The sequence below is a fragment of the Paenibacillus graminis genome, from assembly GCF_000758705.1.
GTDB lineage: Bacteria > Bacillota > Bacilli > Paenibacillales > Paenibacillaceae > Paenibacillus_AQ > Paenibacillus_AQ graminis.
The window spans coordinates 2710097-2722635 of sequence record NZ_CP009287.1 but is presented as its reverse complement, the minus strand read 5'-3'; the positions used below and the strand labels follow the sequence as shown (position 1 = coordinate 2722635).

10 protein-coding genes are annotated in these 12539 nt (G+C 50.1%); 1 reads left to right on the top strand and 9 read right to left on the bottom strand.

The annotated features are described in order from the left end of the window. Positions 1-79 precede the first annotated feature (79 nt). From PGRAT_RS10990 to PGRAT_RS10950, 9 genes are all read right to left on the bottom strand, one after another. On the bottom strand, positions 80-346 hold the full coding sequence (locus PGRAT_RS10990) for a CD3324 family protein (RefSeq protein WP_025705591.1): 267 nt from the start codon (positions 344-346) through the stop codon (positions 80-82). A 255-nt stretch (positions 347-601) separates the two neighbouring features. Beyond that, a complete protein-coding gene (locus PGRAT_RS10985; RefSeq protein WP_036704948.1) occupies positions 602-1936 on the bottom strand; it encodes a helix-turn-helix domain-containing protein in 1335 nt (444 codons plus the stop codon). A 725-nt stretch (positions 1937-2661) separates the two neighbouring features. After that, complete coding sequence (locus tag PGRAT_RS10980) at positions 2662-4695, bottom strand: methyl-accepting chemotaxis protein (RefSeq protein ID WP_025705593.1); 2034 nt, start codon at positions 4693-4695, stop codon at positions 2662-2664. A 282-nt stretch (positions 4696-4977) separates the two neighbouring features. Further along, positions 4978-5931 carry a radical SAM protein gene (locus tag PGRAT_RS10975; RefSeq protein WP_025705594.1) on the bottom strand — a complete coding sequence of 318 codons (954 nt, stop codon included), beginning with the start codon at positions 5929-5931 and terminating at the stop codon, positions 4978-4980. 76 nt (positions 5932-6007) lie between these two features. Further along, entirely contained in the window at positions 6008-6196 is a 189-nt protein-coding gene (locus tag PGRAT_RS10970; RefSeq protein WP_025705595.1) for a hypothetical protein, read from the bottom strand. Positions 6197-6645: 449 nt separating this feature from the next. After that, positions 6646-7890, bottom strand: coding sequence for a stalk domain-containing protein (locus PGRAT_RS10965; RefSeq protein WP_025705596.1), 1245 nt, complete (start codon positions 7888-7890; stop codon positions 6646-6648). A 271-nt stretch (positions 7891-8161) separates the two neighbouring features. Further along, positions 8162-9340: a MalY/PatB family protein gene (locus tag PGRAT_RS10960; protein WP_025705597.1), complete on the bottom strand. Its 1179-nt coding sequence runs from the start codon at positions 9338-9340 to the stop codon at positions 8162-8164. Between the two features lie 98 nt (positions 9341-9438). Beyond that, positions 9439-10101, bottom strand: coding sequence for a deoxynucleoside kinase (locus PGRAT_RS10955; protein WP_025705598.1), 663 nt, complete (start codon positions 10099-10101; stop codon positions 9439-9441). Then, entirely contained in the window at positions 10098-10721 is a 624-nt protein-coding gene (locus PGRAT_RS10950; protein ID WP_025705599.1) for a deoxynucleoside kinase, read from the bottom strand. The genes PGRAT_RS10955 and PGRAT_RS10950 overlap by 4 nt, the downstream gene beginning before the upstream one ends. 230 nt (positions 10722-10951) lie before the next feature. Here PGRAT_RS10950 and PGRAT_RS10945 point away from each other — a divergent pair, with 230 nt between their 5' ends. Then, positions 10952-12457, top strand: coding sequence for a stalk domain-containing protein (locus PGRAT_RS10945; protein WP_025705600.1), 1506 nt, complete (start codon positions 10952-10954; stop codon positions 12455-12457). Positions 12458-12539: the final 82 nt, after the last annotated feature.

Here is a 12539-nt window from a genome sequence, read left to right as displayed (position 1 = left end):
AATATTCCTTAATTCAAACAAGCATTCATTCATAAACAAGCCGCACCGGAGAATAACCCGATGCGGCCTTTGTCGCTTTTTATTTTTTTCCATAGGCGATTTTTTTGATGCTGTCGCAGGAGAGGCAGAATTGGTCTGCCAGATGCTCAATAGCGAGTCCTGCCCTATACTGCTTGCGGATTTCATTATTCCTCTGGTTCAGATATGCTCTGCCGCCGGAGTTCTCGCCCCACCGGGCCCGGAGCCCTTCCGGCTTTGGCACGTAGAGCATCCCGCCGTGTATATATTTCTGGACTTCCTTCAGCAAATCTTCCGGCAATACTATATCTGCGTTAATGTATTTCATCGTAGTTTCGCTCCCTTAAATTTATTGAACTTTTTAAGGTGGCAAAGTCTACAGGATGATCAACGATATTCTTGCAGGCAATTATAGCGGTGTTGTGCTTCCCGCCCTATGCAAACAACCGCAATTGTTGTTCAACCATAGACTCTGCATAGAGCGGAACCCTAATCTTCTCATTTTAATCCTCCCTTCAGTATCAAGCGGGTATTCATATCCCTTTTCCTTATTGTACCATTGATCGGAAAATGCAGAAACTCCTCATGGACAGCCTCTAGCCGCACGCCTCTGCAACAACCGTTCCCGGTATTCTTTGGGGCTTTTACCGCTGTATTTTTTGAAGGAGGCGCTGAAATCACCGAAGCCGGAATAACCGGCAAGCCCGGCGATGTCGCCCACCTTGAGTTCGTTGTCCTGCAGCAGCTCCTCGGCTTTTGCCATCCGCAGCTTGGTAATATAGTCGCTGAAGGTTATGCCGACATGCTGCTTGAATTGTCTTGGCAAATCGGCCTCATTCAAGTAAAACATTTCTGCCAGGAAGGATAGCTCCAGCCTGCAGCAGAAATTCTCCCCGGCAAATTTCCGGACTGCCTCAATGAGATGCCAGCCGTCTGAGAAGCGGACCTTCTTCACTTCTTCCATTACGAGCTGCGCCAGCTCATCCAATAAACTCCGCACCCCTTCGTGCGAGGGAGTTTGGATAATGGCCATCCGGGAGTTCCATACATACCTCTGCAAGGAGGAACTGCCCAGCTCGAACTTTTTGGCAGTGGAGGCAAGCAGCAGGATCAGCCTGAGGGCCAAAAAAGTTAACTCAGGTGTATCTCTTTCACTGCTAAGCATGTTGTCCAGTTCCCGGCGGAAGCCGTGCGTGTCCAGATTCTCAACCGCCCGCTTCAGCTTTTGTTCAACCTCAGGGGTGAAGGCCTGGGACAGCTCCTGGTCACGGCAATGCCCATCCGCTTTCCCGCCGCTGCTGCTCCGGCTCCAGGACAACATGCAGGAGGCATAGCCGTGCTTCAGCCGTTTCAGTCCCTTCACTTCCCCGCCAATCCCGCTCACACATTCCAGCTTCAGTTCACTGGTTACGCTGTGATTCAGCTGCTCTATGAACCTCTGGGTCTTCCGGGCATGATCCACTCCTGGTTTCAGGATCACAAGAAAATACATCACTGCCACGTCCGCATCGTTGCCAAACGGATAAATCCCTTTCCAATGAGAGGACGTTACTTGGCAGTGCTCTTGAAAAGCCTGCTTTATCAGGTTCCGGCGTTCCTGGCGGCCTGCCATTATCTCTGATGGCATTCTTACTTCCACCGCCGCAAACTGCAGCCTCAAATCCCCCGCCGCCAGCGGGGCTAACCCTAGCTGCTGCAGACGTTCCCTAACCACCGGGAGACTAGGCCCCTCATCCCTAACCATTTGCAGTAGAAAGCTCTCCTGCAGCAACTGTATTTGGTTACTCTTACCCATATTTCCGTGATCCGGAGCACGTTGACTCTGCGCCTTCGCCTTCTGTTCGAATTCCTGGCCCAGATTGCTAAGCAGCTCATTCAGGTCTTCACGTGCCCCCGGCTTCAGCAAATAATCTCTCATTTTGCCCTCACCTCTTGGTAAACATTATGGACCAAAAATACGGTTTATAATGCCGTTGCCATTGTGCCCAAAGGAGAACAAAACAGCTGCGATCCTTCAGCTTCACGGGACCGCGCAGCAGTCTTTGATTTCAGTCCAGCGTTACCTGGAGAACGACTCCCTTGAACCCTATGGCAATCCCAAGTGCAAGAAGGGGGAACTCATCATTTCCCCTCAGCCGCCTACTTCTGGTCAAATCCAGGGTATTTATACCTCTCATTTGCCCTCGGCCGCTCACTTCTGACCTGATCTAGGGTATTTATACCTCTCATGTCACTCAGCTGCTTACTTCTGACCCAATCTAGGGTATTTATACCTCTCCTTCTCCTCAGCCGCTCACTTCTGGTCAAATCTAGGGTATTTATACCTCTCATGTCACTCAGCCGCCACTCTGGATGGCGTAAAGTAAGTTATGGACCAAGATTTGGAGCCTGGCAGGCACAAAAAAGCAGGGGATACCCGGGATCGCGAAACCATCAAGAAAGGAACCCTGCTTGATGACTTTCGTACCCGGAAATATGCTGACTTTACCCCTAAATGTACCTGAATGGCCTCTGGATATGTAAAAAAGGGCCCCGCCGGCAACCGGCGGGGCCAAAGCTATAATTAAAGGGGGGTTATGGATTTAATATACCCCCGCAAGCTTAAATTCAGATGAAGACAGGTTAAAGATTACATTAACTAATTTATATTTTAAATTGTTCCACCAGTCGCTGCATTTCTTTGGCGCTTTGTGTATTCTCATCAGCCATTTTTGCCTCATGGAAGGTTTTTTCTACGATATCCGCAGTTTTCACAGCAATATCCTGCACCCCAATTGCACCTTCATTAACGGTAGCTGCTACCTCGTTGACGGCAATGGCTATGCTGGACACTGTTTCGCTCAGATGGTCGGCGGCTTCCTCAAACTGGCTCATCAGCCCGTTTATCGCTGTGGCGTCACTGTTGTACTGCTCGCTGACCTCCGCAAGCCGCTCATAATCTCCCAGCACATTCTGATCAATAAAGTGCAGGATCGCCTCGGAATTCCCCTTCATCTGTTCTACGGAAGAGTAGACATTTTTGACAACGTCCTGAATGCCTGCTGCTGTTTCGGAGGATTTCTCAGCCAGCTTGCGGATTTCCCCCGCCACCACGGCAAATCCCCGGCCCGCTTCTCCGGCCCGCGCCGCCTCAATCGCCGCATTCAGCGCCAGCAGATTGGTCTGGCTGGTGATAGAAAGAATCGTATCGGCGAGGACGTTGATTTCATGAATGGAGTCTGACTGCTCAATCGCTTTTTGCATTTCCACTTTTACCGAATCATAGATTTCGCGGGTATTGCCGATGGACTCGGTGGCATCATGCTGCAGCGCCAGAGCCCGTTCGGTGATCTGTACAGATACACCTGCACCTTCCTTGACACGTCCGGAGATCACCCGGACATTGTTCTCCACCTCATGAATCGCCGCTGTCATCTCCTGGGTAGAGGCTGCCGTCTCCTCCATGCCTGCCGACAGCTGCTCTGTAGTCGCCGAATTATCATGGGCGTTCTCCCGTACATCAATGGACAGCTTCTCCAGCGTCTCCGCATTGTCCAGCACCTTGGTGGAGATCGTAACCAGACTGCCGGCCATTTCCCGCAGCACAGCCCGCGTATGGAACATCGCTTTGGCGATCGTGCCGGTCTCGTCTTTATTTTTAGTCAGGTACTCATATTGTGTATCATATTTGAGATCCAGCTCTGCAGTACGGTTAATCAGCTCTGTCAGCTTAATGATCGGCGAAGAAATCCGTGTGGCCACAGAGACGCCTACCAGTAAGGTCAGCAGCAGGCTCCCTAGTCCCAGCAGAACAATAAATTTCGTCATATTGGTGACCGGCTTCATCACTTCATCGACATCGCCGGTCAGCACCAGTGTCCATTTCGTTTGCGGCAAAACCGTAAATGCTGCTTTTTTCTCCGTACCTTCGAAGGTATATTCGACATTGCCGTCAGCTACCGTCCCACCGGCCTTCACCTCTTCCACAACTGCTTTGATCTGTGCATTCTCCACCGGTGATCCGATCTTGGCCTCATCAGGATGATACAGAATATTTCCCGTCTCATCCACAAGATAGGCATAGGAAGAAGGCGCATTCGCCACCTTAGCATCGGCCAAATATTTGATAATGCTGTTCGCGTTGACGGCGGAACCCACGAAACCGATCATTTTGCCGCCGCTCATCACCGGATGTATAAAAGCGAGGACATACGCGCCTGTAGATTTGGACTTCAGCGTTTCACTGATGACCGGTCCGGCGGTTTTGAGCACATTTTTCGTATAATTTCTTTCGCTGAAATCCGCTCCTATGAGCTTGGTATCGCTGTCCGCAATCCCTATTCCTTTCATATCAGCCACAAACATATGCTCCAGATTGCCCGCGTCCTTCACCATTTGCTGAAACTTGGCATTCACCTCGGCCCGAAGCGGGTCCCCGCTGGTAAGACTTCCGCTTGCAGACTTCAGCAGCAGCTCGGCAATTTCCGATTCACCCGCAACAAGCTCCATGCTGCGCTTTTCTTTGTCTATCATCGCTTCAATGGTCTGCGCTTTGTTTGTATTGACCTGTGCCATGGCGGTTTCAGTCAGATCAAGAATGGTCCGTGTGGATTTACTGTACGTAAAAACCCCCATTAATACCGTAGAAATCAGTGTGACGACGATCATTAATACTGAAAGCTTCATCCGAATCTTCATTTTCTTCTACATCCTTCCGTCCTGATTTCCTCGGTAGTTCTGTCCCCATCTTTAAGCAGTAACATTTATTACAATAATTATCGGATTTAAGCCTGGGATAGTGAATATTACATAGAGAAAATTAGGTTATATTATCGCATTTTGTCGAAATCTAGGTCCAAAGTAACATCCGCTACAAAAACCTGAAAAAATAGACCGCAGCACCAGGCTGCGGTCTTGTTTATCATCCATCCTCCGGCGCGATTCCGCCCGGACATTAAGCGAATATCCGTTGCAGAGGACTTATACTTCCTGCGGGAAGAGAGCATCCAGTGCCGGGCAAGGAAGCTTGTCAAGGAAATCGGAAAGCGGTGCAGGCATATCGCTGTATAGATCTTTTAACGAGGTGCCTTTATAAATATTGCCGATAATGACCGGGTGGCACAGCTCGGAGATCAGAATATCCCCGTTGCCGTGCAGGTGAAGCTGCTTCTTGCCTTCAATGCAGTGCGGGAAATATACACCAGGCTGCTCCTGAAAGCCCAGTTGCTCCATAAAACGGTCCATACAGGTGAAATAGAGGGTCGTATCCTCTTTTTTGCGGGCAATCAGCCCGTTCACGGCGTTCTTCAATTGTTCGCGGGCCGCGATCGCCTTCCAGCCGGTATGGCCCATAATAATGCTGTTCTGGATTTCGTGGGTCCTAACTCCCATCGCATAGACATGATCGCTGATCTCCTGCATGTTGTCCTGTGTCTCGTTGAACAGCAGCGTTTCCAGCACTACGTCCACACTGGTTTTGGCGAACATCGTGATGTTCTCTCTGATTTTGTCATAAATGCTTGTGTGAATATTATAATAGCGCGAGAATGCCCCGGCTGTCGTAAAGTTAAAGGAAATATGGATCGTGGTCAGTCCGGCCTTCTCCAGCTGCTCAATCCGCTCCGGGTTCAGCAGGCTGCCGTTGGAATTCAGCTGGGTCTGAATGCCCCGGGAAGCGCAGTAGCTGACAATCTCCACACAATCTTCGAATTTGAGAGTGACTTCGCCGCCGGAGAGACGGACCCGCTTAAGATTCGGCAGCTCCTCCAGGATGCGGATCACTTCTTTGCCTTTGATGCTCTGTCCGTCATTTCTGTTATACGCGCAGCAGTAATCGCAGCGGAAATTGCAGTTCGAGGTTACCCCGACCTCCAGTCCCTCCAGCTCATAGGTCAGCGGTTTGTCCAGCTCCAGTGATTTATATTTCATGCTCATGCTCTGTATTCCTCCTGAAAGTAAGAATTCTCCCGCTAAGGTTAACCTTACAAATTATACAGGCTCGCCGCTTAAGTTAATGTGACATTTGTTGTGCCAGAATCTCTTGTCTCGCCTGTTTCCATTTCTCATTCAACTTGGCGTACTCAGCGTCAATTTCTTTGGCTAATGCCAAGGTTTGAATCAAACTGGCATCATCAATATTAACACCTGACAATGATGAAATCTTCTTATGAAGATCATCAAGCTTAACCGATTCCAGCATATGAGGATTATACGCCTGGAATTCCATAATCTGTGGAATCGATCTGCAATATACTCTAAGGAGTAGTCCTTGTATTTATTAAAAACAAAATCCATATTTTCACAATAATGAATTATAGTCTGCTCAGATGAATTCGAAACTTCATCCAGAATGGAATCCTTGGCTACAGAAATAACTTCACACCCATACTTTTTCTAGGGTGCATATTAATTTCCACTCTTTTTTTCTCCACCGTAAATCTGACTGCTCTTGCTGATTGACCATTTTCGCACCTCCGGGATGATTTTCCACATCATTTCTTATCGTCAAAATTAGCTAATTTATTAGTTATTACGCTAACAAATAAAAAAACTATTTTGATATAGCTCATATTTCAAAAAAAAAGCCACCCGAAGGTGGCTAAGATGGCTGTAAAATATTCAATTTGTATTTTTTCAAATCCCGGAATGCTACAATTCTACCGATTGCCCCATTTCGCTCCACACCGGCTGCCCGATCAGACCGAGGCGCCAGATGGCGATCCCCTTTAGGCCATAACGTTTGGCCAGGCCGATCTTGGCATTGACCGAGGTTTTATTCTCACTGTATACCGAAATACCCAGAATCAGCTTGTCCTTGCTAACCTGCTGGAGGGCCAGACGGATGGCTTCATCCACCTTGTTCATCGGCTCCGGCCCGGTTTCACCTTCATATGCGTAAGCCATAATCACCAGGTCGTCGGCAATCGAGGCCAGCGTCTTATAATCATAACCTTTATAGGAGCTGTTGAGCGGATGCAGAATGACCGTAAGCTTAAGGCTCGCGGCCTTGGCTTTGGCGGACAGATTCTTGACAAAAGTGTTGTACTGGCTCTGCACAACCGTCTTGTCCCCGGTCATGCCAAGTCCCTCCAGGTCAAGGGCAATCCCCTGGAATCCTTTCTGCGCTGCAGTATCTACGATACCGGCAATTGTCTGCTGCTGAAGCTGCAAATCTTCCACATTCTTCGTCAGCTCCAATTCCTTATCCCCTGAGTATACCATCAGATAAGGTGCTGTTCCCCCGGATGCGGCATTCCGGACGATGGATTCCGGTGTGACATCACCGGCTGCCTGCGGCCATCTGAACTCTGGCCCCGAGGTCGTATATTGGCCGCTGCGGTCAATCCGGCTCCAGCCAAAGGCAACGGCATCAAAATCCGGGATCAGCGAAACCTCACTGTACGCTCCCTGCGCGTAGAACCCAAGGGTATATAAATCTTTCTTCGGGGAGGTGATTGACACCGTCTTGGTTGCCTGATTCCAGGATACGCCTGCACCGAACTGCTGGCCAAAAAAGCTGAGCGGAATCATCGTGGTACCGCGGACATTCTGCGGAGCGACGGCCAGCTTCACGGCTGCGCCGTTCACCGATGCACTTGTGCTGCCTAAGGTAAGTATAACTTTCTTGGTACCTGAAGCCTCTTTATTCGTTGCAGTGATTTGCCTGGCGGCCTGATTCCATTCCACCTTGACACCCAGAGCTTCGGATATCGCCCGGAAAGGCACCATCGTAGTCCCGCTCATCACCGCCGGTTCTACCGGAAAAGGAAGCGGGTATCCATCGAGAACGATACGGACACCTCCCGCGGCGGCCTGGGCCCCTTTGGCTGGAAGTGAAGTAAAACTTGCTGCGGTAATCGCTGCGCACAATAGTATTTTAGCAAAACATTTCATTTCTCAATTCCCCATTCTGATAGATAGATTCACAAATCTCTCAACCACTTATTTCTACCATTTTACCAAATCGGGTATTATTAGCAAATCCCTTACCTTTACATGAACGCGCTCAAAAAGATCCCGACCGCCCGTTCGGCGTCCACTGTTCATCAGATAGTTGGCTTCCCGGTAAAATCTAAACGGCAATCCCAGTCCAAAAAAGCCGCCGCTTCCGTGAACCTATTCAGTTCAATGGAGAAACGGCGGCCTATGAATAGGCGCAATCTTCTTAATTTACATAAGGTGCAGCAGCCTGGGCGAAACGCTCCAGCGCTTCGGCCAGAATAGAACGCGGACAAGCGAGATTAATCCGCAGATGACCTTGGCCTTCCGTACCAAAAACGGAACCTTCGTTAAACGCCACTTTGGCCTCGCGGTACATCAGCTTTTTGAGACCCTCGGGATCGAGTCCGAGTTCACGGCAATCCATCCACAGCAGATAAGTAGCCTCCGGCTTCATGGGCTTCACTTGCGGCAGATGCTCTGCAAGGTAGCCTATGGCATACTCCGCATTGCTGCTGATATGCTGGATAAGCTGGTCCAGCCATTCCCCGCCTTCGTTATATGCCGCTTCCACCGCTTCCGGCGCAAAGAAAGCAGACATATGCAGGCTGAGCGTCTTCAGCTTATATTCAAATTTCCGTCTCAATTCAGGATTGGAGGCTACGATATATGAGGTCTGCAGGCCCGGCAGATTAAAGGTCTTGGTTGCCGCCAGTGTGGTCAGCGTAATATCCGACAGCTCTTCCGACAAGGATGCGAAGGGAATATGCTTATGGCCCGGCATCGCCAAATCGCAATGAATTTCGTCCGAAATAACCGTCACGCCGTAGCGCAGGCACAGTTCTCCAAGGCGCAGCAGCTCCTCGCGTCCCCACACTCTGCCGCCCGGATTATGCGGATTACACAGCAGCATCAGCTTGGCGCCGCCGCTCATCAGCTCTTCGAGCTGGTCATAATCCATGACATAATGGCCGTCTTCGAGTTTCAGCGGATTGCTAGCCACCTTGCGGTCATTCATCCGGATCACATCATAAAAAGGATAATACACCGGCGACTGCAGAATCACCTGATCGCCCGGGTTGCTGAACAGCTCTACCGAAAGGCTCAGCGAGGTAACGATGCCGGGGGAATCCGTGATCCATTCCTTTTGAATCTCCCAGTCATGGCGTCTGCGGTACCAGCCGGCAATCGCTGATTTGTAGGAGTCACTTGTCACGCTATAGCCGTATATCCCCTCCTGCACGCGGCGCAGAATTGCTTCCTTCACGGCAGGCGGGCTCTCAAAGTCCATATCGGCTACCCATAGCGGAAGAATGTCTTTGTCTCCGAACAGCTTCTCGGACTGGTCCCATTTGTATGAGCGGGTATTGCGGCGGTCAATGATACGGTTAAAATCATACTTCAACTAGAATCCCCATCCTTTCTGCTTGTTCACTTATTGTAACATGGGGAGACACTTCCGGCACCTGCTTCAGACTCGTGGAGTTTCAGATTGCTATAACCTTAGCTTCCCCTGTTTTCCACCGGTGCCCGCCCAATGGCCGCGCCTACCTGCTTGAGAATCTCCGACATGGAAGCCGGATCGTTCACATCATAATCGTCAATGTTCAGGCGCAGCACCGGGCAGGCGTTGAACCCGGCAATCCACTGCGAATAGCGGCCGTGCATGTGCTCCCAGTAGGAGACATCGGTCTGGATTTCCATCTCGCGTCCGCGTTCATTAATGCGGGTCAGGATTGAGGGCAGGCTGCCTTCAATGTAGAGGAGTACATCGGGATGCGGGAAATACGGCGTCATGACCATGGCCTCATACAGGCTGGTGTAGGTGTCATAGTCGGTTTTCGACATGGTGCCCTGGTCCGCATGCATTTTGGCAAAAATACCGGTATCCTCATAGATCGAACGGTCCTGCACAAAGCCGCCGCCCAGCTCGAACATTTTTTTCTGCTCCTTGAAGCGTTCGGCCAGGAAATAAATCTGCAGATGGAAACTCCAGCGCTCAAAATCATGATAAAACTTCTCCAGGTACGGATTATGATCCACCTGCTCGAGCGATGTCCGGAAGTTCAGGCGCTCCGCCAGGGCCGCAGTCAGCGTCGATTTACCCACACCTACTGTGCCGGCTACTGTGATAACGGCATTATCCGGGATATTGTATGCGTTCATTTCATTAGCTCCTTTAGCTGTGAGGCGATAGCGGTGAAGTCTTCTTGGTTTTCCACAAAATCAACCTGTTTCCCATCGATGGTAACTATGACCGTGGAAGGCCCGGTAAGAGCAAGTGAGGCCATGGCAGCATCATAATCCTCAATTAACTGCTGCAAATAGGCGGGGGCGATTTCCTCCTCGAACGGACGTCCACGCTTCGCAATGCGTTCCAGCAGAGTGTCCAAATCCGCGCGGATGTAGAGAATAATATCCGGCTTCGGCAGATCGTCGGTCAGCACGTGATAGATCTGCCGGTATTTTTCCCGTTTCGTTCCCTTCAGAGTACGCTCGCCAAAGATCAGATTCTTATAAATATGATAATCCGATATCACCGGTTTACCTTTATCTATATACTGGTACACGGTATCTTCAAGCTGCTTGTAGCGGTTGCACAGAAAAAACATCTCAAGCTGAAAACTCCAGTCGTCCATATTCTGATAGAACTTGTCCAGGAACGGATTTTCCTCAACAATTTCTTTAATAACCGGGAGCTGCAATTCTCCGGCCAGCATGGTTGCCAGTGTGGTTTTGCCGGCCCCGATCGGGCCTTCCACGGCGATAAAAGGTGCATGTTTCATTAACGCTGATGTCCTCCTCAAATACGGTCAAATCCGAAGCTTGCTTAACTCCGAAGTCTGCACATCTTCCCCAAAAAACAGACTAAATTATTGTATCACAGGAGTGTTGCCTATGAGTGTTTTTATTTTGGAGAAACCTTTCGGGGGTTCAAGGCGTCTAAATGTAATGTAATATAATGGGTTATTCGTTGTTGCAGACTACAATAATTATCGAAAAGAGAGGGACGCTTATGAAAAAATGGACACTCTTCTGCAGTACTCTTCTGGGAATCAGCCTCGTTACCAGTGCCAGTGCTTCTGCCGCTGCTGGTGCGGACACAACCCCCGCCTCCAGCATTCAGTCCTTCGGAACAGATTGGCTGACCAAAACAGACGGAAGCTTCTGGATCTGGGATTACAACCAATCCGTTCCTACACAAATTCCGGAGCTGACCGGTACCACCGGTTCCTATCCGGGAGGACTGGTGGTAATGGGGGATCAGACGATTAAGCAATGGAGTAACGATTATTATACTCCGGCGATAACGGTCAAGCCGGTCAGCGGATTAAGCTCCATCCAGGATGTGCTCGATTGGAACGGCACCCTTATCGCGGATGCTGCCGGGGCGGTGTATACGAAAGTCAGAGCAGACGATTCCCAGCCTCAGAATGAAGTAACCTACACCCCGGTGACAGGCATAGACAATGTAGCGGACATTGAAATATATGCGGAGGAATATTCGGATTCAATGAGATACCGGCATTTGTTTCTGAAAAAAGACGGAACAGTCTGGAGAGACAACGGGGAGCTGCAGGAGTTCGAGCCTATTCAGAACCTGCATGATATTGTGCAAATTGCGGAGAACTATGCCTTGCAAAAAAACGGGACAGTCTGGACTTGGCCTGCCACCTTCGCAGAAAAGAATCCTCCGGCAAGCGCTTTGGCTGCCTCCAAATTCACCGCATTAACCAGTATCCAAACCCTTAAACACGAGCAGAAGTCCACGCTCGCCATCGACAAGCAGTCCCGCCTGTGGTTCTGGGGCGGTACGGTAACCGGTTATGCAGACGGCTGGACGTATGCGGATCATCCCGATCCTGTTCTTATAACCAGCATCCAGAACGTCAAGGATGCTTTTGTTGTCGAGCATTCTCTGATCGTCCAGACGCTTGACAATAAGGTCTATTCAACATCCGTTGCCCGGGATGCCATGCCGGCAAATCCAAACTTTGTGCTGCTCGCCTCGGATATTAGTACGATTAAGAACGGCGGAAGGCATATGATTATGCAGAAGAAGGATGGCAGCTTGTGGGGCTGGGGTGTGAACAAAAATTCGGAGCTTGGATATGGGGATTATGAATTCATGCATGATACCCCTGTCCCTGTGCAGAAACCGATCGCCGTTTCCCTGAATGGGGAGAATGTGCCCCTTACCGCCGGAGTAATTACCCGGAACGGCCAAAATTTCGTCCCGCTCCGCTCTCTGTTCGACAAGCTTGGGGCCGAAATCGGCTTCGATGGAACGAGCAAGCTGGCGGCCGTCACGCGCACCGATCCCAGCCTTCCGGCACTTAAAATCAGTGTCAGCGCCAAGAATGGCCAAACCACATTAAATGGTCAGGCCGTGACGCTCGCGAACAAGCCGTTTACCGTAAATGGAACCCTGTACCTGCCGCTGCGCTTCATCAGCGAGAAGCTGGGAGCAAAGGTTGAATGGCTGCCGAAGGAAGAGCGGATTACAATTATGCTGAAATAGCGGCACTAAAAGATCCACAAATTAACATGCTCCCCTTATGTAGCGGTATATAATTCCGCTTTATAAGGGGAACATCTTTTGC

What these genes read in the sequence shown, in the direction of transcription:
- PGRAT_RS10965 (WP_025705596.1), bottom strand. Translation starts at nt 7,890, where the DNA reads ATGAAATGTTTTGCTAAAATACTATTGTGCGCAGCGATTACCGCAGCA.
- PGRAT_RS10970 (WP_025705595.1), bottom strand. Translation starts at nt 6,196, where the DNA reads ATGCTGGAATCGGTTAAGCTTGATGATCTTCATAAGAAGATTTCATCA.
- PGRAT_RS10985 (WP_036704948.1), bottom strand. Translation starts at nt 1,936, where the DNA reads ATGAGAGATTATTTGCTGAAGCCGGGGGCACGTGAAGACCTGAATGAG.
- PGRAT_RS10955 (WP_025705598.1), bottom strand. Translation starts at nt 10,101, where the DNA reads ATGAACGCATACAATATCCCGGATAATGCCGTTATCACAGTAGCCGGC.
- PGRAT_RS10945 (WP_025705600.1), top strand. Translation starts at nt 10,952, where the DNA reads ATGAAAAAATGGACACTCTTCTGCAGTACTCTTCTGGGAATCAGCCTC.
- PGRAT_RS10990 (WP_025705591.1), bottom strand. Translation starts at nt 346, where the DNA reads ATGAAATACATTAACGCAGATATAGTATTGCCGGAAGATTTGCTGAAG.
- PGRAT_RS10980 (WP_025705593.1), bottom strand. Translation starts at nt 4,695, where the DNA reads ATGAAGATTCGGATGAAGCTTTCAGTATTAATGATCGTCGTCACACTG.
- PGRAT_RS10950 (WP_025705599.1), bottom strand. Translation starts at nt 10,721, where the DNA reads ATGAAACATGCACCTTTTATCGCCGTGGAAGGCCCGATCGGGGCCGGC.
- PGRAT_RS10975 (WP_025705594.1), bottom strand. Translation starts at nt 5,931, where the DNA reads ATGAGCATGAAATATAAATCACTGGAGCTGGACAAACCGCTGACCTAT.